We start from the raw sequence: 26,111 nt of genomic DNA, 5'->3' as shown, positions 1-26,111 counted from the left end.
CTTTTGAGATAACATACAAATCAGGGTGAAAAAGGAGTTCATGATGCCAAAGAACACAACGGTTGAGCCGCAGGTCAATCCCTCTCCGGAGCTGGAAAAGAAAACCCGCCGTATCTTTACGACCGAATACAAGCTTTCCATTATACAACAGGCCGATGCCTGTAAACATGGCGAGGTTGGTGCCTTACTCCGGCGGGAAAAGCTTTACTCAAATCAGCTTTCACAATGGCGGAAAGAATTCGCTGAGAACGGCATCAAAGGGCTCGAAAAATCAGCCCCCGGTCCTGCGTCAGCAAAAACTCCCGAGCAAAAACGCATTGAGCTCTTAGAGAAAGAGAACGCCCGTCTTCGTCATCAGATTGAGGTAAAAGACGGTTGTCTCTCGCTCCAAAAAAAAGCCTTGGCGTTGATAGAAGCGATGGAACAAGAGAACAAATCATGACGCTGGCGCAACATCCCTTACCTGCATTTGTCTCCCAAAGGCTCGCCTGCCAGGTGCTTAACGTCAACCGCAATACATTAAGACGTTATATCCGGGGTGTTCAGTTTTGTGGCCCTTTGCCCCGGATTCACCGCTCCCGGAAACACGCGCGCCAGCCCAGAGCATTAAGCGATACAGAAAGAGAAACAGTGAAATCGGTGATGCTCAGTGAAACTTATTGTAACCAACCGCCGGTGCAGATTTATTATGACCTGTTGCAGCAAGGGCAATATCTGTGCTCAGTCAGCACCATGCACCGGCTCTTACGTGAAGATAATCTTCATGGTGAACGCCGGGCACAGCGGCCAGCGCAGTCTCACATGGTTCCCCGTCTGGTGGCTCAACATCCCAATCAGGTCTGGACCTGGGATATCACCAAATTACCCACTCAAAAGCGGGGAGAATATTTATCACTTTATGTCGTGATGGATTTATTTAGCCGTTACATTGTTGCCTGGATGCTATCGCGCAAGGAAAACAGTGCGTTAGCATCCCAGCTAATGGAAGAAGCAATCACCCGTTATGACCTTGAATCAAGCGGTTTAACCCTTCATCAGGACAGAGGCGCGCCGATGACTGCCCATTGTTATCTGGATTTGCTGTCTGAGCTTGCAGTCACCGCCAGCCACAGTCGTCCGCGGGTCAGTAATGACAACCCATTTAGTGAATCACAATTTAAAACACTCAAATATCAACCAGATTATCCCCGTCGTTTTGAAGATTATGGGCATGCGAATCGTTGGTGTCAGGACTATGTAACATGGTACAACACCTGTCATTATCACAGCCAGTTAGGTGGCTTTACACCGGAGCATGTTTTTACAGGAAGATATACAGAGGAGGCAGTGACACGTCAGGCGGGTCTTGATGCCGCTTATGCTGCACACCCGGAGCGTTTTGCTAAAGGTGCCCCCAAAGTCGCGATGCCAGCCAAAGAAGTGAGTATTAATCCGGTACCGGAAGATGCTGATAGTGAAGTGATAGAAAAAGGTGTGAATTTCCCAACCTTATCCAGCGTCACGAGAAATGCAATTTAATTATTTTCCGGGTGGTGCAAAACAGGTTGACACGTTCCGAGATCATAAAGAGATTAAAGTAACAGACAATGGTGTGATTGCTTATACGGTCTCGACCCATGGCGGAGGTGTACGCTGGAAACGGGTACACATCAAAGAGCTGAGTTACCGCATCGCCTGTGAAGACCTGAAGTGGTTTACTGATCGGGGAATGATCGTCAGAATGACATTCCTGGGGAATGGCGGTATGCAGAATGATTTTGATAAGCACCGTTGCGAAACTGAAACTCCGACACAATTGTATGCTCCCGGGAAATAATTAAAACCTGGCAGATAAAGCAGAACCGGAATGGGAGTGACCCGGGCGGGTATACCTGAGCGATGTCAAACCATTCCGGTTTCATGTTAATTCCCAAACAAACTAATGATGCAGCTGAAGATAGGTCACCGCTCCGCCAATCCCCCCGATTAACATCTGTACACCAATCACGGCCAGAATCAATCCCATTAACCGGGTGATCACTTTTACGCCGTTATCGCCGATATAACTGATAAATTTTTCACCTGACACAAAAAATACGTAACTGATAATACAAAGCATCAAAAACGAAACCATAGTGACGGCAAATTCCACGATGCCGCCAGAAGAAGAGAAATTCATCGCCGTTGCAATTGTTCCCGGCCCGGCAAGAATCGGCATAGCCAGCGGGGAAACAGCGATACTCATCAGAGCTTCACTGCTCTTTTTCTTATCTTCTTCACTCGGGTGCTGGATAGAAGAATGTTCTCCTCCCTGTAACATGTGATATCCCACCAATCCAATCAGAATCCCACCGGTAATCCTGAATGCGGGCAAAGTAATCCCGAATAAATCAAAAATTACTTTTCCGGCTGCTGCAAATACAAAAATAATCAAAAAGCTCACAACCAAAGCCCGGCACGCCACTTTTTTTCGTTCTTCCGGCGTTTCTTCTGCAGTTAAACCCAGAAATACCGGTGTATTTGCTATTGGGTTCATCATGGCAAAAAATCCCATAAAAACCGAAAGTATATGTGTCATAAACTGATCCATAAAACCTCTGATGATAAAAAAATAAACGTTGTTTGTTTTAACCAATGCTCCGGAAAAACGAATGAAGATCTCTTCCTGAACACGAAAATCGAAATTCAGCTTCCCTTTTGTTTGTACTCCCTGCTACTTTCGCAAAATTAGGCAATTGGTTTCACATGGATATTATACTATGAAAATTAACTCTTTAATCTTAACCTTAGCACTCACACTGCCTGCTTCATGTTTTGCCTCCAACTTATCAGATTGGATGAATAATGTGGATGATTCAGTTTCTCTGACAAATATGACGATTCCAGGCACACATGACTCCGGAGCAACACATGAACCCATCAGTGGCATCGCAAAAACACAAAATCTCTCGATTGCTGATCAACTGAACATCGGAGTCCGTTACCTTGACATTCGCTTACGCCATTATGGCGATGCGCTGGTTGTCCACCACGGTTCCGTCTATCAACACCTTAATTTTGATGATGTACTTCAGGCTGTGACAGATTTTCTTTCATTGCACCCGTCCGAAACGGTACTCATGGAAGTCTCACAGGAATACAAACCAGAAAATAATTCCCGCACATTTGAACAAACCTTTGTTCAGTATAAAAACGAGTCCCAATATAATAACTTCTGGTGGGGACACAGTTATCTGCCAAAATTGGGAGAAGCCCGGGGAAAAATTGTATTATTGAGACGCTTTCCCGGTTCATTCTGGAATGCCGGCGGCATCGATGTCACGCAATGGTCTGATAATGCAGAATTTACAATAAATGATTCCAGAAATACGCCAATCCATGTTCAGGACTATTACAAGGTCAGCGCGTCATCAAATGACAATAAATGGCAGGAAATTAATAAAAATCTGGGTTTAGCCAAACAAAGCAATGGTGAACTCTTCCTCAACTTTACCAGTGGCTATCGCCCAATCTTCGGAATCCCGAATATTCCGGGGGTCGCAAAAGATATCAATCAACGTTTGATTCATTATTTTGATGACCAGAAATCAGGTCACTACGGGGTGATCATTTCTGATTTTACTTCAGAAGCTCTAACCCGTGCAGAACTCAAGTTCTATTTTTAGCTGACACTATTTTTGATTTTGACGGCCTCATTCGCACATGATGCGAATGAGGTCATATTCAACCTATCATTGCCACTCACCCGGCTTTGTGTCGCTGACAGAATCAACGGATAAAACTGGTCAAAACACGCCCGTAAAACGGGATAATTACTTTCAAGAAGCGGATAACATTGCTGTAAAGCATGCATTCGTTCTGAACGTAAAGACATCCGGTTTAGTGCCAGTTCTATATTGCGCATATCACCATAAGACTCAAGCCATTTACTCTGCCACATTCTATGATTCACCATGACGAAACGTTCCGGCACAGGAAACGTTATCTCCTGCTCAAGCTGCTGGCGGACATCCCGGCAAAACTCATTCAACGGCTGCGCATGATAATCCTGCCATTGGCATGAAAGGCAATGATCCCAGAACACATCCAGCGCAATTGCAGCAAAACGCCGGGCCGGACCAGCAAACAATGGTTTCACTTCATTGATCATGGGGTGATGATCAGTATAAGCATCCACAAAACGGTGTAATCTGATTCCCTGCGCCACCGCATCAGGAAACTGTTTTTCAGGGTTCCCTTTAATAAAATCCCCCAGCAGGTTGCCCAGTAAACTGGACTGGCAGGCATTTGCAATATGTAAGTGGGCTAAAAAATTCATCATTCAGGCAAAGTCATACTGAAAAACAAAATCATGAACTGAATCGGGGTAAAAGTCACGGAATGCGGCTGATCTTAAGAGATATTGATACAGTCAGAATTAATGATGACATAAACCTGTGGCTGTAAAATCAGGGGGAAGCTTAAACCGGTACACACATAAGTCATTCGTGCGTACCGGAACAGTGATCGAACTGAAGCCAGTTTTCAATGATTATTTTCTGCTTCTGTTTCCTGCATGAGCTGTTGTAATTCAGAAATATTCATTCCTATTTCCATCGCATCCAGCAGCTCCAAACTATCTTCATCATACTCGAAATCACTCATATGACCTCCTTTTAATTACCAGACAAACATTGAGTCTGTTGTCCTTTTTAATCAATTTATATGACAGATATTTGAATACGAAAAGGCCAATTGAGAAATTCGTAGATGCGGATCTCAAAATGATCCGTACAGAAACAGGAAAAACCAAAATGTAAAATATAAATTACACATTGGTATTTTGTTTTTACACAATGCTTGATCAGCAAATAAAAATGCTGAATAATCGAATGTAACTCCTATAAATCACGTTATAAATGTTTATTTCTAGTGTGAACTATATAAAACCAATCACATTTTTGTAAAGATAATTATACAATGCTTCAATCTAAGATCTTTGGCAGTACACTGATCATTGCCGGTACAACCATCGGTGCCGGCATGCTGGCACTCCCTCTGGCATCTGCCGGAATTGGTTTCTCAACGGCTTTGTTGATCATGCTGGCCCTCTGGGCTTTGATGACCTATACCGCATTATTAATGCTGGAACTGCACCAACATGCCCCGGCAAATGCAACATTACACACATTAACCAAACAATTTCTTGGATATAAAGGTCAGTGGATCGCTGGTTTTGCCATGTTGTTTCTGTTTTATGCGCTGTGCGCAGCTTATATTGCCGGCGGCGGTTCCCAGTTCAGTGAACGAATCTCACAGCTCGCAGGAATTCAGCTGACGGAGACAGAATCAACCGTCATTTTCACCCTGATCGTGAGCTTTGTTGTTACAATCGGCACCAAAACTGTCGATCACTTTAATCGCTTATTGTTTCTGGCAAAACTGGTTGCCATGGTGACTGTACTTTTCTTCCTGACACCCAATGTGACCGAATCTTACCTGTTAGATATGCCCCTGAAACAGGGATTGGTGATTGCGGCTATCCCGGTCATTTTCACCTCATTTGGCTTTCATGGCAGTATTCCTGCTATCGTCAACTATCTGGATGGCGACACCCGTGCATTAAAAAAGGCCATCATTTTCGGTTCAGCAATTCCGCTGGTTATCTACATTTTCTGGCAAATTGTTACACTGGGCGTCATTAGTCAGGAAGAATTATCCCATCATCACCGGCTCAGCGCATTAATTGGAGCCCTGTCATCAAAAGTACACTTCAGCCAGCTTAACCAAATCATTGGTGTATTTGCTGACTTAGCCTTACTGACTTCATTTTTAGGAGTGAGTCTGGGTTTATTCGAATTTCTTGGCGACACATTAAAGAAAAAAACCGGCGGTAAACAGAACCGGATTTACCCGGCTCTCATTACTTTTATTCCACCGATGTGTTTCGCTTTGTTCTATCCTCAGGGGTTTATTATGGCGCTGGGATACGCAGCTATCGCATTGACTATACTGGCGATTTTTCTTCCGGTTGCGATGATTCATAAAGTAAGAAGAGCCCATGATTCAGAAAATACAACCACTCAGGCTGCAAACATCAATTCAGGCGCAACCTATCAGGTCCGGGGCGGGAAATCTGTCCTGAATCTGGTTACACTGGCCGGCATATTAATTATCTTTGCTCAGTGTCTGATTACTCTGAACGTTTTGCCATCTTTAGGCTGACAAACCATTCACTGAATATCCGGTCCTGAAAGAAGGGATTCCGGATCCGTTACATCCAGCCATAACTTCTCTCTGTCAAACGGAATTATTTCGTTTGGCAGAAGCGGGTTAAGCATTCTGATGACTTTCCGGTGACTGAAATTCACCTGTTCAATACCCTGACGATGATACTTATAAAAAATCCGGTCAAAACTGCCATCATTTACCATAAAATTCAGTCCTTTTTCCAGCCGCTTCGCTAATTCCGGATAATCTTTACTCACCAAAAGAAACAGGGGAAGAGGGTAATAAACTACCAGTGTTTCTTCTACCGCCATCCGGGGAAATTCCTTTGCTCGTTGGCTGAACTCCTTAAATACCTCATTGACGCTGCGGGGAAGATAGTCTAGTCGTCTGAACATCAGCATTTTAAACAAGCCCTCGTAGCTGTTACCTTCAATCACATCAAATCCATTCAGCCGGAAAATATCCACATCAGTACTATTAACCCACAATCCCGGACGTAACTGCCTGAGCGAAGCCTGAGAGCCTATTTTCGCAAATTTAACCTGATGATCTTTATGAATTAAAAGCAGATGGTAGCCAGGTAACCCTTTTCTTAACGGAATACGGACTGGTAAAAGATGCCTGAGATTATCCCGGGTGGGCACCCCCCAGATGAGGTTTAACTCCCTCCCTTGTTTGATTTCTTCCAAAGAACGTTTCCAGGACATATAAATACGGGCAGGACGCAAAATGTAAGGGCCATCAGTACTGAGTGTTTTTTGCAGAGCCGTATCAATCAGTTCAATCACATCATTGAACCGGTGATCCATTTCAGATTTTTTCACCGGATAAACGATTTCAGCAGGCTTAACACTCGCTGCAGAACTGAATGAAAGAAGCAGTAACAGGAATTGTGCGTATAGTGCGCACATGCATCTCATGACTTATATCCTCAGGCATTTTCACTTACCAGCTTCATATAAAAGGCTTTCTTAAAAAATAGCCTGAAAACCAGTAAACTGCCATGTTCATCACGAAAGCAACCGACAGGTCTGAACACAGACCTGTCGAAGCAAAGAGAATTAATGGTGCGCTTTTACAGGACGGGTAATAAACAGAAATGGAATCAGGAAAACAAACAACCACATCAGTATCTGGAACAGGTCAATTGTAGACAACATATAACTCTGTTGTGTCACAATTTGGTTTGTATAAGCCAGAGTTGATGTAGAACCACTTTGCACCACCGAAGCGGCCTGAGGATTATACGGTGAGATTTGTTCAGCCAGAATCGAATGATGCACGCTGGCATTTCTCGTCCATATCCAGGTTGTCAGCGATGATGCGAAGCTGGCCCCGATCGTCCGGATAAATGTTGACAGAGATGCAGCATCCGCAATTTCCGGCCCGGATAACTCCGCAAGTAAGATATTCGTGATCGGCATAAAGAACAGAGAAATACCAATTCCCATAAATAGCTGTACCCAGGCAATCGACTGAAAGTCAACAGAATGATTAAATGTTGCACGGATATAACAACTCAATGCAATCACAACAAACGCCATCGCAGACAATTTTCTCATATCCAGGCGGTTACCGATTTTCCCCAGAATTGGTGATAGAAATATCGGTATAATGCCCATCGGGGCAACAGCAAGCCCGGCCCATAATGCGGTATATCCCATCTGGCTTTGCAGCCATTGCGGTAAAATCAGGTTAATACTAAAGAAACCGGCATAACCCAAAGTCAGCAACAGAGTACCAAAGCAAAAATTCCAGTTACTGAATAAACGCAGATTGACAATCGGTGCTTTATCCGTCAGCTCCCAAATCACAGTGAATACCAGCATCACCAACGCAAATACGGAACCGGCGATAATCCAGAAATTACTAAACCAGTCAAGGTCATTCCCTTTATCCAGAACCACCTGTAAAACTCCGACACCAAGTGCCAGTCCGACAAAGCCAACATAATCTAACCGGGACTTCTGAGGTTCATGCGGACGTTCTTTCATCTGACTGAGAACCACTGAAATCGTGAAAATACCAATTGGTATATTAATAAAGAATATCCATGGCCAGGTGTAATTATAAGTCAGCCATCCACCTAAAATAGGTCCAACAATCGGGCCAACAACGGCAACCATTCCCAGTAATGCTAAAGCCATCGGCCTTTTATCTCTGGGAAAAATAGACATCAGCAGAACCTGACTCATCGGATATAAAGGTGCGGAAGCCAACCCCTGAAGCGCCCTGAACATAACCAGCTCGGTCATTGACTGAGAGATACCACATAAAAACGAAGTAATGACAAAGATAGCCAGAGAGCCAACATACAGATGAACCTCACCAATTTGCCGGCTCAACCAGGCAGTCACAGGTAAACCGATCGCGTTACACACAGTAAATGAAGTAATAACCCAGGTTCCCTGATTCAGACTGACTCCCATATTTCCTGCAATGGTCGACAGGGAAACATTTGCAATCGTACTATCCAGTACCTGCATAAATACACCCAGTGAAATTGCAAACACGCACAGTGAAAAATTTGCAGGACGAAAACCTTGATCTTCATTCATTATGAATCCTTATGATTTGCAATATCATTGGATTTAACAATTTCCTGAATGATTCTTTCAACACCGGATAACTGTTCCTGATAAATATCGGTTTGGTATCTTGGAGAGGCTGGTGAAACGTCAGACAACAATCTTCCCTGTTGATCTTTCACATCAACATTGACCTGCATTGACAATCCAATCCGCAACGGATGTTTCATTAACTCATCCTCTTGCAGTTTGATACGGACCGGCAATCGCTGAACCACCTTAATCCAGTTACCTGTTGCATTTTGTGCGGGCAATAAAGAGAAGGCACTACCAGTCCCAATCCCCAGACTTTCAATCACACCATGAAATTGAACTTCATCACCATAAAGATCAGAAATCAGTGTAACCTTTTGTCCTATCCGCATGTCTCTCATTTGCGTTTCTTTAAAGTTCGCGTCAACCCATACCTGATTCAAAGGCACAACAGCCATCAGTGCAGCTCCCGGATTAACACGTTGTCCAACCTGAATATTACGCTGGGCAATATATCCGGATACTGGTGCAACAACCCGGGTTCTCAACTGATTCAAATAGGTTTTACGTAACTGGGCAGCAGCAGTGCGGACCAAAGGATGAGATTCAACGTTAGTGTTATAAGTCATCGCTTCCTGTGATTTCAGTTGCTGAATCGCTACAAGCAAGGCTTTATGCATCGAATCAACCGTATCTTTTGCATGGCTCAGTTCTTCCCGGGATAAGCCACCTGATTTCACCATTTCCTGTCTTCGGTGATAGTCGGTCTTGGCTTTCTTAAGAGCGATTTCTTTTTGAGCAACAACCGCTTTTGCCTGCTCAACATTATTAAACAATGAACGGACTTTCCGAACCACTTGAGCCAGATTTGCTTTGGCAGTCTGAACCGCAATATCTTCATCACTCGGGTCAAAACGCACCAGCTCATTTCCCTGCTGAACATAATCACCATCATCAACACCGATTCGGGTCACTGTTCCGACCAGCTGAGGAGTTATCTGAACCAGATTACCATCCACATATGCATCCTCAGTTTTCACATAACCCATTTCGAACAGGTAATACCAGCCAGTGGTACCACCAGCGATCACACACAGGATGAAAACAAATATGAGTAAACTTTTTTTCCGTTTTCCCGGTGGAGCAGCAGATGGCACATCATGACCAGATTGTTCATTATTATTCTGCTGAGTATTTTCATTTTGTTCTGTATTTTCTGTAGCCATTAAAACCTCAATATATCTGTTATTCATCACCAGAATGTAGCCCTGGTGCCGAAGGCTTTTTATACCCGAACAACCTGAAGATGCAGGTTTCAGTGAGATTTGTCAGGTTCTGAGACAAGGCACTGATTTGAAGATAGAGTCATTCTACGTTGAAAATCAGTCACGCCGTATCAGAGCCTGACAAACTCACCCGCAGGGCGTAAGCTGAATCATGCGTCTTCAGGTTGCTTGGGTATATAACCACCACCTGAAAACTGAATCACACTGATGCTGGTTTTTTCTGTTATTTTTAAGTGGAAATTTTTTACTGATTCAGGATTGAGATAACCAGACGGAAATCAGAGTTGCCCAATATTAAGACAATAAAATGGTCAGGCATCTGAAATAAGTTGACGACTATCAAACTTTCTTCTCTGAAAACACTTTCTCTGTTCACACTGACGATTCACTCAATATTCATTCAATATATAAATATATTTGACCTGTAGTTTATATAACAAAGTTACATCTTAAATAAAGAGTCAGAACAGATAACCGCTTAAAAACACCCGAATAATTCTACTCTTTAAAAAATAAAAAAACATGCTTCATGAATAATTTTTTAGTGCTTCAATTTCATCTTACATTTATGAATAACAATTAAAATACAACAAGTTATATAAACCCGATTCATTCCTGACGCGAACAACAGGCCAACCAAAAGAAAATATCCATAAAGCCTCAAACGATATGGATACTACATTGAATTCACCGTTAAAAGACATTATTCATCATTTTCTGACTATCGATTAAATTTACACAAAATGATGAGTAATGAACTATTTATCCTTACTCATCACCCTGTAAAAATACACACTCTCTCCCATTACAAAAAAGCACAAAAAGAAAATCAAATGTCATGAAACTGGTAAATCCAATATATACCCAAGCAATCTGAGCAAGCTCTGTTTAAACTTCGTTCAACACATTCTTCGCTTTTACGACAGATTTTCCGAGACGCCATTCAGCAGCTGCCGTCCAGTGATGCCATAAGCGGGAATATAATCCATTGCGTTCAATCAGCGCATCATGATTGCCAGATTCGACAATCCGGCCGTCATCCAGGCAAATAATCTGGTCAGCTTCACGGACAGTGGATAATTTATGAGCAACCACAATCAGGGTTTTATGTGCTGTTAATGCCGCCAGCGCTTTTTGTAACGCCCTTTCATTGGTTGGATCAATGGCCGCCGTCGCTTCATCAAGCAAAATAACCGGCGCATCTTTTAATATTGCTCTGGCAATTGAAATCCGTTGCCTTTCTCCTCCGGATAAAGCCGCCCCACCTTCTCCAACCCGGGTCTGATACCCGTCAGGTAAAGCGGAAATAAATGCATGAGCCTGAGCAATCCGTGCTGCCGACTCGACGTCTTCAGGTGTTGCCTCTGGTTTACCGAATGAAATGTTGTCAAAAATCGTTCCGGAAAACAGATAGACATCCTGGAAAACCACGGTAATCATACTTGCAAGCCGTTCAGCAGAAAGTTCCCGGACGTCAACGCCACCAATGGAAATACAACCTTCATCCACATCCCAGAAACGGGGCAAAAGATTCAATACGGTACTTTTCCCGGCCCCCGAAGGACCAACAATAGCAGTCATACTTCCGCCCGGTACTGAAAAGGATATATCTTTGAGAACCGGCTGCAGCTGATAACCAAAACTGACATGGTGAAAAGAAATATCCAGCCCATCCGGTTCTACAGGTACGGAAGGCTCCGGAAGGGGTTCCGAAGTTAATATCCGATCCATGCGGGTCAGTGATGCATCAGCCATCCGGGTTTGCTCCATCACAGCTGTCACACCAAGCAGCGGACTGTATAAGGCGTAAATCAGCATGATTGCCGTGATCATTGTCGATAACTCAGTTTCTCCCTGAAGGTAACGCCATCCTCCCGTCCAGATGATCACCGGAGCTCCCAACATCAAAACCAGACCAAACACGACTAACGGTGCCGTCAGTTGCACAACCATATTAATTGATAACTGACGGAAGGCTTTTAAAGCTTCCTTAAAGTCTTCTTCTCCTTTAGCCAGACGGTTAAATGAACGAATCACAGATAATCCCTGAACAAACTCAATCATTTTTGCCGCAGCGGAGGCTTGCATATCCTGTCGTTTAATACCAAGTTGCGCCATATACCGGCTGGTCCATATGTAGATCGGAACCGCAACCACAACGGATGCCAGTGCTGATATCGCAATAACCCAGTCCTGAAAGAGCAGGAACAAAAAAACTGCAACCGGCAACCCAAATGCTTCAGCGATACGCGGCAAGCCATCACTCATAAATGTCTCAACCATCTGCATGTCAGTTGTGAGCATCGTCACTGTATCACCCCGGTTACGGGACAAATGAAAACCAAGCGGTAATTCCCGTAAACGATTCAACATTGACAACCGGAGTTCTTTCCCCAGTTTAAAACTGGCGATCCAGCTATGGCTGGAAGCCAGATAACTGAAGACGACCTGCCCGATCAGAGAAATAGCAGCTAAAAGTGTCATCTTTATTCCCCAGGCCAGCGTCGGGGTAAAAGATGCTGAACAGAGATCGGTGACTAACATAATTGCCGCCCCGAACCCCAGACCAAGACAAAACGACTGAGCAAAACGGAACAAGATACCTTTGATAAGCTGACGCCTGACTGGCCCGGCTAATGCCCAAATACGTTTCAGACTTTCAGCATCAGAACGATATTCTGTCTCTGTAGTATGTGCGTTCATCACATTTCTCCATCTGTATTTGCCTGAGAAAGCTGCCGGAAACCAACCCGCCGGGCAGCCACGAAATCAGCCCACAATTGAGCATAAACCCCGTGGTTCTCCAGCAATGCATCATGCTGCCCCTGTTCAGCAATACATCCCTGCTGAGTCACAACAATCGTTTGTGCATCACGAATGGTATGAAGCCTGTGGGCAACAATAATCAGAGTACGTCCTTCGGCTAAAGCTTCGATAGCTGACTGAATTGCAGACTCATTATCCGGATCCGCAAAGGCAGTCGCTTCATCCAGCACAATCACAGGCGCATCTTTCAAAATGGCCCGCGCAATCGCAATCCGCTGACGCTCTCCGCCAGATAACTGTCGTCCGAGATCGCCAATCCGTGTTTGATAACCATCCGGTAAAGCCATAATAAACTCATGTACCTGAGCCGCCCGGGCGGCATTTTCAACTTCAGTATCTGAGGCATCGGGTTTGCCAAAACGGATATTGGCGGCAATCGTGTCGCTAAATAGAATGGTCTGCTGAAAAACAAAAGCCACCGTATCCATCAGCTGTTCAAGTCCGATGTCTCGAATATCAACGCCACCGATCGAAATGCTTCCGGATCGCACATCAAAAAAACGCGGAATCAGGCCAGCGATCGTACTCTTCCCCGAACCGGAAGGACCAACGAGCGCAGTGACCGCACCTTCTTTTGCTGTGAAACTGACATCATGCAGTACATCATTACCGTCATCGTAACCAAAACACACCTGCTCAAAAGTCACGTCATATCCGGACAAATTCACCGTCTGCCCATTATCAGGCTGGGAAGGCGCTTCCAGTAAATCATGAACCAGCATGGAGCCCATACTGATATGAGCGAGTTCATGAAAAAGATGGAATCCCTTGAGTAACGGGCGACTATAGCTGGCACCCAAAATGACGAAAAATAATAAGGTGACCAGGTCTAAGCTATGGTCAAGAATCAAAAAGGCACCGACCGGGATGATAAACACGATATTACTTAGCACAAGACTGAAAAAAGTCCCGCCAACCGGTAAATATGCCCGGGCCCACTGAGTCTCAACTTTTGAAAATTCATGCACGGCTTCACTTGCTTCCCGAAAGCTCTCGCCAGCGCGATTAAAAATTTTCACCACCGGCATACCATTCAGGTATTCCACAATCGCTGAGTTCATCCGCTCTCCGGACATTTGATAATCCCGGGCAAACCGGCTGCCACGCATCATTGCCAGCGTTAATAGCACAAATGAGACCGGCGTAATAAACACGACAGCTAAAGCCATTCTCCAGTCAACAACAAATAACCAGACAGAAACCGCCAGCCAGGTCGCAACGGCACTCACGCCTTCCGGCAAACCATGTGCCACAACCAGTTCCAGCTTTTCAGGATCATCGATCACCAGCTTTTTAGCTTCACCGCTGCGCCGGTCAGCAAAATAGCCCAATGGCAAACCGGCCATATGCCGGGCAATATGTAATCTCAGTTGATATATCGCTTCGAATGCCACCAGATGTGACATACCCATTGCAACACCTAATAGCACATAACCTGAAATAACGGCTCCAATCACTATCAGTCCATCGACTAACAGATGCTGTGATGTAAGTTGGTGAGTCACCACTTCTCCGGCAAGGCTATAAATGACATAAACCGGCACCAACTCAAGTACAACAGATAGTGTTGCCAGACCGATGGCAGCAACCAGTTTAAAACGTTGATGAGTTAAGTAAGGCCAGATGAGCCTGAGACTGGCCAGGTAATCTGGAGATGAGGCCGACGGATCAGTATCAACCGGGCCGCTTTCATCATCCAGCGCTTGACTGAGGGTTTCCATAAACACTCCTTGAGTCTTACAATAAATTAATGCAAATGATAATTAATATCATTACTCTTCATTCATTGATTTTGCAACACTCTGGCGCCGGAATTCTCTCAGATATAAACAAAAAAACTGACAGGTAACATTTTAAAGCCGGCAGGGAATATACCTGAAAACCTCAAGGTGCGGGTTTGAGGTTCCGGAGATACCTTTAGGAATTGCTGAACGGTGGGGCTGGCTTTGGCAACAAAAATGAATACGCTAAGGTCAACAGACCTTAATCACCAGTCCTTCACTGATATCAGGCGTTTCAAACATTTGGGGATGTGGCCGGAAAGATGGCGCTGCTTCAGGCTTCTGGTGCTGCTCAGAAATAATCATTAACTCATGTTCTGCTTTGATTTCCGTGGCAAGTTCAAAAAACCATCGTCGTTGCTGACGCGTGCAGGCCGGAAAATCCATCACAACATTGGTCCCAATTGATAAAATATGTTGTACATAGGTTTTCATCCGGGGTTTAAGACGGGATGAGTAATTCAAATAGTCCTCAAGTGAAATAATCTGCCCCGGATAAAGCGCTGACAACCACTCGTGTTCAGAAAGTAAAACCGCCGATCTTTCTGAAGCAATTTTTTTTAAGAATGCCGGACTTGCTGTTGCTGTACTTCCGTAAAAGAATGTTAACGAACCCTTATTTATCATTGTATTCCCTAAGTTTGCGCCTCATCTTCAAACGCGATGTTTATTCCAGAAGATGCTGATCGAATTCTCTCAGAGATAAAAGGCGTCCGGATATCATAAATGTTCAGTGACTTTTTCAGAATTCTTCGGAATAACTCACAAAATCAGAAACAAATATCGTCAATGACGGTAGTAACAAAATCATCTGACTTCATAAATATCGAAGAATGCCGGGACAAACAGGAGATTAAGCTATAAAGTATTATGTCATTAATGATGATTTGCGGATAATCAGCAGGTCCATACTTTGCAATGGCGTTTCAAAGTGGGGAAAGAACTTGTTCAATGTCACTTTATCCAGATTGACTTCATACTTTAATGCAGTAAAAAAAGGCTTATTACTGCACCTGGCCGATTTCAGAATCACATTACTCTGGATTGTTCCCTGCATCATTCTCTATTCCGTATTGATACTTTTGGCTGGCGCTACCCATTATTTTTCAGGGGAAAACGAGACCTACCATTTACTCGTCACCCGGTTTTATCAGCAAAGTCATATTTTATTCAGTTATCTGCTCACCGTCGCCCTGACATTTACATTATCCATCCGCTGGAAACAACCGCGCCCGCCGCTCATATTATTATCCATTTTTTTCCTGGGTTTATTCCGGTATTTTATTCCGGAGCATCCTCAGGGAGTCGCTCTGCAATATTTTATCGCGATCGTCACCCCGTTTTATACAATTCCGCTTATCACCTGGCTGCAAAGCCTGAAGATATTCAAACTGCCGAAAAGCAGTCACTTATCTGATGCTTTTTCAGAGGTCATGGCGCTGATAATTCCGGCTTTCATCACCATGTTGCTGGTACTTCTGGTGAATCGTTCTCTGCTGACTTTCTGGGACTATATTGCACCAGCACCGGTCATGCTTGAAGATTTAAAAGCGCACCCCTACTACTACGGCAATCTGATTTCTGTGATCAGTGCCATTTCTCACTTTCTGGGATTACACAGTTTTTATACACTCTCTTTTTTAAACCAGGGACTATTTCAGGCAACTGCTGACAATGCGGTCAGTTACATGCAGGGAGGTTCTGACTTTATTGCGCTGAACCATACGACCATTGGTATTTTTTCCCGGTTAGGCGGTGCAGGGTCAACTTTTTCACTGATCATTGCCATTCTATTATTCAGCAAAGAAAAATCATTACGGATTATCGCGCTGCTCAGTATTCCGCCCGGTTTGTTTAATATTAATGAAACGCTGATTTTTGGTATTCCTGTTATTTTAAATCCGGTGTTATTTTTTCCTTTCCTGATCGTGCCGGTATTAAATATCTGTCTGACAGTATTTGTGACTGAAGCCGGCTGGGTTCATCCGACTGTCGTTTCGGTACCTTATATCAGCCCGCTATTTGTCAATGCCTATGTTGCAACAGACGGAGACTGGCACGCTGTGCTGCTACAGGTAGTTAACATTGGTCTTGGTACTCTGATTTATCTGCCATTTGTCAAAAAACTCAGTCGTATTTATGAATCGAAACCAATCTACTTTTCAAAATTTGATACTTACTATCAGAGAAAAAAAGAAGAAGCACATATTTCAACAAAAGATCTGATCAGTCATCTATCGCAAAGCAGAAAAGAAAACTGTCAGCTGGAAAAAGAGTTGACCCGGCTGAGCTCAGCTGAATTCTATCTGGAGTACCAGCCTCAAATATCCCTTATTGATCAAAAGGTTGTCAGCGCAGAAGCACTAATCCGGGTGAAAGACAGCCAGAACAAGACCTATCACCCGGCAACCTTCCTTCCCTGGCTGGAAAAAGCAGGCATGATGACAGATCTGGATTTATGGGTATTCAATCAGGTGGTTCATGACGTCAGGCTGATGAAAAAAAGCGGGGGAAATATCCGGATCGGAATCAATATATCGATTGACACACTCCTCAGTCATAGCGCGATAAAAAAAATCATCCGTTTACTCGAAGCTTCTGAAGTAGCGGACTGTATCAATATAGAAATTACCGAAAAAAGTCTGCTGCAAAATCAACATCTCATCACCTCAGTATTTGAAAAATTTCACGCACTTGGTGTCAATATCCACCTGGATGACTTTGGTACGGGGTATTCTTCTCTGAGCTATCTGCCTATGTTTAATCTCGATGAAATCAAAATCGACCGAAGCTTTTTATTGGGAATCGATCAACCCAAAGCCAGAAGTTTATTCTTATCTTTATTTGATATCGCCCACAGCCAAAACCTTGGTGTCACCGTAGAAGGAGTAGAAACCCGGGATCAACTCTCAGTGATCCCGGTGCTACCGGGTATTTCTGTTCAGGGCTGGTATTACAGTGATTCACTGACAACCTTCGAACTCATGGAGTACTGCCAGTCTTTTGGCAACAAGAGACCAACAGATGAAACGAACACCTGAACAACTCACTTGCGCATGATCTTAACCTGTTTCGCTAAATCCTTTAAAACAGGTGATTTCAAAAGGGTAGTTAGCGAAAATTCCAGCCCCTGCTCCCGGGCTTCATTAATCAGCCTGATAGCCAGTAATGAGTGCCCGCCAAGCTCAAAAAAGTCATCATTCCTGCCAATTTGTTCCACGTTCAACAACACCTGCCATAGCTTCGCCAGAGTTTTCTCCGTGCCGTTTATGGGCTGAACATAACTTCGATCTGCATACGTCTCTTGCTTTAAGCTGATCGGTTGTATGACTTCCCCTTCTCCGGAAAGCCCAGTTGTGTTTTCAGCAAGTACACCAACATGATTAACCGGACATTCCGGCGTACTCTCCAATGCAATTAACAGGCTGGATAAGGCATTCATCACCATATTCCCAAGCTGGTCACAACTGACCCGGATATCCGATTGAATATCGAGAGAAAGCTCTCCTCCGGGAAAATCATTGACAGATAAACTGACCGGATAAGTTGATCGTTCTTCACAGAAAAGAATCTCCGGCTTTAAACTTTCTTTCGATTTCCGCAACCAGATAAAATCTTTCTGATAACGATAATTCAGCAGGCTGGTGAACAATGGCTGCGGTGGCAGAACCCGGCTATATTGTTGTGCCCTCACCAAAGGGGTATGTTCAAATTCAAGTAATTGCGCCAGTCGCTGATGCGTTTCCAGGACACAATCCCGGACGGATAAATGATCAAATGATAAACGAAACGGCAATGTATTCAGGCACAATCCCATCATCCGGTCTGCCCCTTCAACCGCATTCATCCGGCCAAATAATAAGGTACCAAAAACAATATCATCCCGGCCGGTTGCAGCCCGGACAACCAACCCCCACGCTAAATGAAAGACACTGGCACAACTGATGCCTAATAACTGAACCCGTTCCCGTATACGCCTCGCCAGAGCATCATCAATGGGTACATGTCGTCTGGTAATTTGCTGACCTTCACCGTAAATATCCATCAGGCCAAAAGGAGCAGAAGGCTGCTCAATGTCACCAAGCTGCTGACGGAAAAAAGCCGCTTCAGCTCCGGGGTCATATTTATGCCGGGTTCTGGCAACGAAATTCCTGAATGGCAACGAAGGCAGTGTTTGTATTTCACCGTTCTGTAAATACTGATGAATTTCCTCACCCATCAGTTCAAGACTGAAGTGATCGGTACACAAGTGATGAATTCTTAAACATAGTAACCAACACTGACTGGCTTTATCTTCAACCTGCCAGGCTTCCAGCATTGGAGCCTGACGAATGTTCATTTTGCGCTGACCGGGCTCAAGATGCTGACGCAATTGCGTTTCAACGTCCCCTTCCCCGGTTTCCAGCATCATCACGGGTAACACAGCTTTACGCCAAACAACCTGAACCGGTTCTGCCACACCTTCCCAGACAAAAGAGGTACGGAGTACATCATGACGATCGATCAAGGCTTGTACTGCATCGATATAGTTCTGTAACCGGGACAAACAAGAAAAAGACTGGATGCTCCGTATCACATAAAGATCCCCTTGCTGCTGTACAAGGTGATGATACAAAATTCCTTCCTGGAGTGGCGTTAAAGGATAGATATCCTGAATATTAGCCGCACCTCCCGGAATTTCAGTGCAGATACGATCAATTTGCGACTGAGATAAATCAACCAAAGGCAATAAATCCGGCGTGATTTTTGCCGGATGATCCGCCAGATAATTAGGGGGAACCGTAAAATCTTCATTTGCCGGTACCGGCGCTAAACTTTCTGCCAGAGACGCTAAATCAGGCTGACTGAAAAGTGTCCTGACTGCCAGGTGATATCCCTGCTGACGCAGACTTTCTATCACCTGAACAGCCAGCAGTGAATGGCCGCCCAGCTCAAAAAAATTGTCATATCTGCCGATATCCTCAACCCCAAGCAGCTCTTTCCAGACAGCGGCTAATACCTGCTCGTGTTTTCCTTTGGGGAGTTCGTACCGGCGACGGATAAAAGAACGCTCATCCGGTTGAGGAAGTGCCTGATAGTTAATTTTACCGTTCGGAGTCAGAGGAATCTGCGTCAAACGAACATAAGCTGAAGGCACCATATAATCCGGAAGTAATTCATTTAACTGACTTTTCAATCGATCATATGACACATGATGGTTAGACTGTTCAGTGAAATAAGCCACCAGCCTTTTATTTGTCTGACTACCGGCAGCAATCACAACTGCACTCTGAACCCCCTGACAACCCTGCATCGCAGCCATGATTTCTCCAAGCTCAATTCTGTATCCGCGAATCTTCACCTGATTATCATTCCGTCCCAGATATTCAATCATACCATCAGCTCTCCAGCGACCCAGATCACCAGTGCGATACATACGGGCCTTTGGATCTTTGCTGAATGGATCTGATAAAAAGTGTTTTGCTGTTAACTCAGGTTGATTCAGGTACCCTCTGCTGACGCCAGCTCCGCCAATATAAATTTCCCCGGCAATGCCAACCGGAACAAGCTGCCTCATTTCATCAAGAATGTAGATACTTGTGTTAGTGACAGGGCGCCCGATATGCAATACATCATCCTGATCCCGAATGGAACCGGAAGTAGCAACAACCGTTGTCTCTGTCGGACCATAGTTATTCACTAAGGAAAAAGAATGCAGTTCAGACGGGCGTCTGTGCAGCTGGTCGCCACCAACTAATAGTGTTTTTAACGTCGGATGAATCTGCTCTCTTGCTAATGCCAGCTCAGCAATGGGGGTTGGCAGAAAACTGGTATGTACAGGCTGAGCATACCACCAGTTTAATAACTGTTCAGGGTTTTCTGATGCAGAAACCGGCGGTAATAATAAACTGGCGCCAGCACATAAAACCGGCCATATTTCCCATACGGCCGCATCAAACCCCATTCCGGCAACACCCGAAGCATATGTGCCCGTTTCAGGGGTAAATACCTGATGGTGCCAGTGGATTAAGTTTGCCAGATTTTGATGCTCGACCATTACGCCTTTCGGATATCCGGTCGACCCTGATGTATAAATGATATAAGCCAGATTTTCCGGGCTGAATGCCTCCCGCTGAATATTTCCGGACGGCATTTTTTCCCATAAATGAGCATCCTGCCTGAGGTGAACAACCGGGATCGGCTTGTCCGGCAGCTCAGAGAATAATGCCGGATCAACAACCCGGTTCGTCAGCACCATCACCGGACTACAGTCTGACAAAATGAACTGCAAACGCTCACCAGGACAGGAAGGATCAATCGGAATATAACCACCTCCGGCTTTCAATACGGAAAGCATCGCGGTAATAAACCCGATATTTCTGTCACACAAAAGTGCCACTCTCTTTTCAGGACCAATCCCTGAGCGGCTTAGATAAGAGGCCAGCTGGTTGGCCTGCTGATTTAACTGCCGGTAAGAAATCTGATCTTCACCGGCAATAACCGCAATAGCATCAGGTATTCTCCGGACTTGTTGTTCAAACCACTCATGCACACAAAAACAGTTCACAGGCGACCTGTCACCTGAACTGAATTCATTCAGTAACTTCACTGACTCTTGTGGCGAAAGCATGGATAAGGTATGAACGGACTGATCCGGATGACGTATCATTTCCTGCAGTAACTGCTGCCAGTACTTCAGATACTTTTGTATCATCCGCTCATCAAACAGGGCCGATGCGTAGTTGATAAACCCTTCCAGCACATCCTCTTTTTCTGTGATTTCAAGGCTTAAGTCAAACTTGGCATTCTTTACCAATGGTTCAAACGAAAGCAAAGTTACATCTGGTAAATCAATTTCAGCAGCAGGAACATTTTGTAATGCAAACATCACCTGAAAAACCGGACTATGTGACAGACTCCGTACCGGTGAAACAGCCTCTACAACCTGCTCAAACGGAATGTCTTTATTTTCCATCGCAGATAAAGCGGTCGATTTTAATTGTGCCAGCAGACTTTTTGTATCCGGAGCGTCTGACAAATCAATACGAAGTGCCAGTGTATTCACAAACATACCGATCAGTGATTCGGTCTCAATCATTGTCCGGCCTGCCACAGGGGAACCAATCATAATATCGTGCTGCTGAGACACCCGTCCCATCACCACAGACCAGCCAGCCAACAGCAGCATATACATTGTACAGCCCTGAAGACGGCAAAATTCTCTGAGTTCTGCCGTAAACAGAGGATCAAACTGCACCGGTAAATATTTTCCGGTGTAATCCTGTACTTTAGGCCTTGGATAATCCGTCGGCAGGTTTAAATACTCCGGAATCCACTGTAACTGCTTCACCCAGTAAGAGAGTTGCTTTTTCAGCTCCGCTTCCTGCAAAGCGTCGTATTGCCAGCGGGCATAATCCGCATATTGTAAAGGTAACTCAGGTAAGAGCACTTCTTTTCCCTGATACAGACTGGCATACAGGACATTTAACTCCTGGATAAACACACTCACAGACCAGCCATCAGCGATCAAATGATGCATCGCCAGCTGTAACTGATATTCATGTTCAGGGAAACAGAGCAGCCGCCCCTGGATTAACGGTCCCTTCTCCAGATCAAAAGCAGGCTCAAATGTTTCTGACCCGGTTTTATTATCTTTCGTTTTTATCGCTTCAGCTTCAATGACCTGCAAAGAAAATCCGCGGCCAACGGGTTCAATGATCTGAACCGGACCATCTGATTCTTTTTGAAAATGCGTCCGTAATATTGCATGTCTGGCCACAATCTGGTCCAGTGCTTGTTGCAGGATATGAATATCTAACTGACCTTTAAGATGTACACTTCCTGCGATAATGTAGGCCTGTGCTGCTTCCGTATCCATTTGCGCCAGAAACCACAAGCGCTGCTGTGCAAATGATAACGGGAATGCACAGTTTTCATATTCACCGGGATCAGATGGGATAGAAAAACCTGTTGATGAAGCAGGTTTCATCTTCTGAATATGGGAGGCCAGCTGACGCAACACCGGCCATGCAAACATATCGGCCAGAGACAGCTCGACATGCAACTGCTCGCGAATACGGGAAATGAGCTGAACAGCCAGTAAAGAATGTCCTCCCAGTGTAAAAAAGTGATCGTGACGGCCAATGTGCCTGATGTTCAAAAGACGTTGCCAGATATCAGCCAGTATACATTCCGTTTCACCCCGGGGTTCTTCATATTCATAGCGGATAAAGGCATTTTCATCCGGCGCTGGTAAAGCCTGACGGTCAACCTTGCCATTTACCGTCAGAGGGAGAGATGTCAGTTCAATATACCCGGCCGGAATCATATAATCCGGAAACTGAGACTCCAGTGCCGTTTTCAGTTTTTCCGCAAATACCCGGCAGCCGGGCTGACATACATAATAAGCCACCAGCCTTTTTGCCTGTTTCGGGATGCTCTCTGCAATCACTATTGCATGATGCACACCTTCACATGCCTGTAGGGCCAGCTCTATCTCTGCCGGCTCAATTCTGAATCCGCGGATCTTTATCTGATCATCATTCCGGCCGGCAAATTCAATCACACCATCAGCACGCCACCGCCCCAGATCACCACTCCTGTACATACGGGCATCTGATTGTTCAGAAAAAGGATCCGGCAGGAATTTCTCATCCGTTAAGTCCGGACGATTCACGTAGCCAAGCGCGACACCATCACCACCAATATAGATTTCTCCAATAATTCCGACGGGAACCGGCTGATGGTTTGAATCAAGAATATAAACTTTTGTGTTGTTGACAGGACGCCCCAGAGGGATGGCTCTCAAAGCTGATGACTGAAGTCGTATTTCATGTGTCAGCGCAAAAGTCGTTGTTTCCGTTGGACCATAGCCATTCAGCAAATGGCCGGGAGGATTGTTCTCCAGTACTTGCTGGATCACAGAAGGGTCGAGCACATCACCACCCACAATCAGGTATCTCAATTGCTGAAATACATTGCCCAACATCTCTGCATACTGTTTAAACAAGCCAGCGGTCATCCAGAGAATACTGACCTGCTGGCGGATGAGTGTTTCTTCAAGCTGTTGCGGATCAAGTAAAACCCCCTGATCAATGACAACGACAGCTCCGCCATTGAGTAAAGGCGCCCAAACTTCCATAGTTGCAGCATCAAACCCGGGATTTGCAGCGAAAGCCATTCTGTCCTGAGGAGCAAAATCAGCATACCCGCACCGGATGACCAAACGCAAAACCGCCCGGTGTGGTACTAAAACGCCTTTAGGATTTCCGGTTGATCCTGAGGTATACATGATATAGGCCGGATCCTTGCCGCTAAGCTCTGCCGGAGAAGTAAACTCACCGGGTAACCGGGCTAATGTACTGAGAGTTATCGACATGGTTTGAATGCCGGGGATAAATCCGGACTGCCTGTCCGGTGATGTCAATATCATTTTGGCTTTGCAGTCGGATAACACAAAATTCAAACGTTCATCCGGCGCATTCGGGTCAACAGGGACATAAACAGCACCACAATGCATGATTGCCAGCTGAGCCAGAATCAGCTCGACAGAACGTTCCAGACAAACAACAACAGCATCCCCTTTTTCAATCCTGCAGGTTTTCAAATAGCCCGCCAGCTGATAAATCCGTTGCTCTGAATCGCCATAAGTAAATTGTCCCTCCCGGCAGACGATAGCAACAGCATCAGGTGTTCTCTGAGCCTGCTCCCGGAACAAACTGTATATATTACGATTCGCGGGGTAGCGGACTGCTGTTTGATTCCATGCAGCTATCCGCCGCTGCTCTTCAGGTAAGAGCAGTGGATATTGAGCTAAACATAAGCGCTCTTCCTGAGCCAGAATGACTGAAAAAAACCGGATCAACCGATCAAGATGTATTTGCAGCTGTGATTCCGTATAGAGGGCTGCATTGGCTTCCATGAATACCTGAATTCCCCGCCGCGGACCGTAGTCACAAAAGTGAATCACCAAATCATCTGCCGGGCCAAATAATAAATTATGAACTTCCGACGCCATGCCATCAAATCGCATATCATACGGAAAAGGAATAATATTAATAATTGTCGGACAGGTTTTTTCACTGCCATCATTTCGTGATTTTGTATACAACGACTCAGGACGATAACGCTGATGTTTCGCTATATGACGAACCTGCCGTTTCACCAAAAATAACACATCTGCCAGTGTCATTTCTGTGTGCAATTTTAATTGCAATGGCAAGACATTCGCCATCATTCCGGGAAATGAACGTAATAGCCGGTTATGACGCGCCATCATTGGAAAACCAATTAATAAGTCATCCTGATCTGAGAGTCTACGGAGATATATTGCTGCCAACGCAGTAAGTAATACCGGCAGGGTTGTCTGATGCGCTTTAGTCTGCAGGTCAAGGTTGATATTATCCTGTACAGACAATGAAGACTGACACCGGAGCACTTCACTGCAAGCCTTATTTTCACCACTCAGACTAAATGGCTCCGGCCAGTGCTTTGCCTGGGTCTGCCAGTATTGCCGGCTCGTCTGAAATTGTTCAGAATCCGGATAAGTCATTTCAGAGTGCAATACTTCAGACAATTGACTGAAGGGACAGGCGGGAATGGCCGAATCATTTACCATTGCAGAATAGATCTCCGCCACCCGGCGGACAAACAGATAACCACCAAAACCATCCATCACCAAATGATGTGTACTGGCAAAAAATAAAAAGAGGTTATCTTCCAACTGAAGTAATGCAAAAGAAAAAAGAGGGCCATGGCCCAGGTTAAAAGGGCGTGCCATATCGGCTTTCATCCACAATTGTGCAGATGATTCAGGATCATCTTCCTGGCGCATATCGATGACGGGAAAGTGCCAGTCAGTCTGCGGTTTTACATACTGTCTGGGCCCCGCTTCCGTATCTTCAAACACCAGATTAAATGATTCAGCTTCCAACAGGGCCTGCCGGAGGGCAGTTTCAAAAATACCGGTCTGTATTTGACCGAAAATTTTCAGGTATTCTGTAATTTTATAAACTTCAGCCTGAGCAAAAGGATTCATTATCTGAGAAAACCAGATTCCCTGTTGTGCTGCAGACAGAGGAAACAATCGCCGATTATGATCATGCATCTAAAGCACCAACTTAACATATAATTATTTATGAATGTATATTGTTGTAAGACCACAGAGTAATATAAACTTCTTCAAATACAACATGTTTATGTTTTTTATTAGAAACCCTCCACAATAATCAATATGTTAATCATTAGCGATTTAAATTACCCGAAAAATAAAAAACACCATGTAATAAATATACTGAAGGTACATTATAAGAATTATTTTCAATCAATTTAATCACCGGCTAACATGCGCATTATATCATTGTTCAAAACAATAGGATTTGTTCTGAAAAAATCTGATATATATTAAATATAGCCGGTGTTTTTTTTATCATAATAATTTATTTTAATATCGTGGTGCTTTCACCTTTCATCACACAGAAATAAAACTG

At 44.6% G+C, this 26,111-nt stretch carries 16 protein-coding genes; 6 read left to right on the top strand and 10 right to left on the bottom strand.

The window, feature by feature from the left end; translation table 11 throughout:
• Window positions 1-40: 40 nt before the first annotated feature.
• Genes OC443_RS19130 through OC443_RS19120 form a run of 3 tightly spaced genes read left to right on the top strand, consistent with a single transcriptional unit; the run spans window position 41 to window position 1,816 of the window.
• Window positions 41-442: a transposase gene (locus OC443_RS19130; protein ID WP_143169414.1), complete on the top strand. Its 402-nt coding sequence runs from the start codon at window positions 41-43 to the stop codon at window positions 440-442.
• Window positions 439-1,518, top strand: a complete 1,080-nt coding sequence (locus tag OC443_RS19125) for an IS3 family transposase (RefSeq protein WP_262021643.1) — start codon at window positions 439-441, stop codon at window positions 1,516-1,518. The genes OC443_RS19130 and OC443_RS19125 overlap by 4 nt, the downstream gene beginning before the upstream one ends.
• Complete coding sequence (locus tag OC443_RS19120; protein ID WP_073585585.1) at window positions 1,508-1,816, top strand: hypothetical protein; 309 nt, start codon at window positions 1,508-1,510, stop codon at window positions 1,814-1,816. Before OC443_RS19125 ends, OC443_RS19120 begins: the two co-directional genes overlap by 11 nt.
• Before the next feature lie 102 nt (window positions 1,817-1,918).
• On the opposite strand, the gene OC443_RS19115 is transcribed toward OC443_RS19120, so the two are convergent.
• Window positions 1,919-2,569: a MarC family protein gene (locus OC443_RS19115; protein ID WP_073585611.1), complete on the bottom strand. Its 651-nt coding sequence runs from the start codon at window positions 2,567-2,569 to the stop codon at window positions 1,919-1,921.
• 169 nt (window positions 2,570-2,738) lie between these two features.
• Between OC443_RS19115 and OC443_RS19110 the strand changes: the two genes are divergently transcribed.
• Window positions 2,739-3,644, top strand: a complete 906-nt coding sequence (locus OC443_RS19110; protein WP_073585586.1) for a phosphatidylinositol-specific phospholipase C — start codon at window positions 2,739-2,741, stop codon at window positions 3,642-3,644.
• Here OC443_RS19110 and OC443_RS19105 read toward each other — a convergent pair.
• Window positions 3,641-4,297: an acyl carrier protein phosphodiesterase gene (locus tag OC443_RS19105; protein ID WP_083601733.1), complete on the bottom strand. Its 657-nt coding sequence runs from the start codon at window positions 4,295-4,297 to the stop codon at window positions 3,641-3,643. The two genes, OC443_RS19110 and OC443_RS19105, sit on opposite strands and share 4 nt — an antisense overlap.
• A gap of 641 nt (window positions 4,298-4,938) precedes the next feature.
• On the opposite strand from OC443_RS19105, the gene OC443_RS19100 reads away from it, so the two are divergent.
• Window positions 4,939-6,183 carry an aromatic amino acid transport family protein gene (locus OC443_RS19100; RefSeq protein ID WP_073585588.1) on the top strand — a complete coding sequence of 415 codons (1,245 nt, stop codon included), beginning with the start codon at window positions 4,939-4,941 and terminating at the stop codon, window positions 6,181-6,183.
• 8 nt (window positions 6,184-6,191) lie between these two features.
• On the opposite strand, the gene OC443_RS19095 is transcribed toward OC443_RS19100, so the two are convergent.
• The 7 genes from OC443_RS19095 to OC443_RS19065 form a co-directional block, all read right to left on the bottom strand.
• Entirely contained in the window at window positions 6,192-7,109 is a 918-nt protein-coding gene (locus OC443_RS19095) for a type 2 periplasmic-binding domain-containing protein (protein ID WP_143169410.1), read from the bottom strand.
• Window positions 7,110-7,250: 141 nt separating this feature from the next.
• Window positions 7,251-8,747: a DHA2 family efflux MFS transporter permease subunit gene (locus tag OC443_RS19090; protein ID WP_073585590.1), complete on the bottom strand. Its 1,497-nt coding sequence runs from the start codon at window positions 8,745-8,747 to the stop codon at window positions 7,251-7,253.
• A complete protein-coding gene (locus OC443_RS19085; protein ID WP_083601734.1) occupies window positions 8,747-9,976 on the bottom strand; it encodes an HlyD family secretion protein in 1,230 nt (409 codons plus the stop codon). Before OC443_RS19085 ends, OC443_RS19090 begins: the two co-directional genes overlap by 1 nt.
• 948 nt (window positions 9,977-10,924) lie before the next feature.
• Window positions 10,925-12,739: an ABC transporter ATP-binding protein gene (locus OC443_RS19080; RefSeq protein ID WP_073585591.1), complete on the bottom strand. Its 1,815-nt coding sequence runs from the start codon at window positions 12,737-12,739 to the stop codon at window positions 10,925-10,927.
• Complete coding sequence (locus OC443_RS19075) at window positions 12,739-14,583, bottom strand: ABC transporter ATP-binding protein (RefSeq protein ID WP_083601730.1); 1,845 nt, start codon at window positions 14,581-14,583, stop codon at window positions 12,739-12,741. The genes OC443_RS19080 and OC443_RS19075 overlap by 1 nt, the downstream gene beginning before the upstream one ends.
• Before the next feature lie 252 nt (window positions 14,584-14,835).
• Window positions 14,836-15,270 (bottom strand): AAA family ATPase, encoded by a 435-nt coding sequence (locus tag OC443_RS19070; RefSeq protein ID WP_073585592.1) that lies wholly within the window; start codon window positions 15,268-15,270, stop codon window positions 14,836-14,838.
• Window positions 15,271-15,511: 241 nt separating this feature from the next.
• A complete protein-coding gene (locus OC443_RS19065) occupies window positions 15,512-15,703 on the bottom strand; it encodes a hypothetical protein (RefSeq protein WP_073585593.1) in 192 nt (63 codons plus the stop codon).
• A 22-nt stretch (window positions 15,704-15,725) separates the two neighbouring features.
• On the opposite strand from OC443_RS19065, the gene OC443_RS19060 reads away from it, so the two are divergent.
• A complete protein-coding gene (locus OC443_RS19060) occupies window positions 15,726-17,684 on the top strand; it encodes an EAL domain-containing protein (RefSeq protein ID WP_143169411.1) in 1,959 nt (652 codons plus the stop codon).
• Window positions 17,685-17,689: 5 nt separating this feature from the next.
• On the opposite strand, the gene OC443_RS19055 is transcribed toward OC443_RS19060, so the two are convergent.
• On the bottom strand, window positions 17,690-25,729 hold the full coding sequence (locus tag OC443_RS19055; RefSeq protein ID WP_073585595.1) for a non-ribosomal peptide synthetase: 8,040 nt from the start codon (window positions 25,727-25,729) through the stop codon (window positions 17,690-17,692).
• Between the last annotated feature and the right edge of the window lie 382 nt (window positions 25,730-26,111).

The organism is Vibrio quintilis (assembly GCF_024529975.1).
In the GTDB taxonomy this organism is placed as follows: Bacteria; Pseudomonadota; Gammaproteobacteria; order Enterobacterales; family Vibrionaceae; genus Vibrio; species Vibrio quintilis.
Note: the sequence above shows the minus strand (reverse complement) of the source record. Positions and strands in the feature narration are given on the sequence as shown.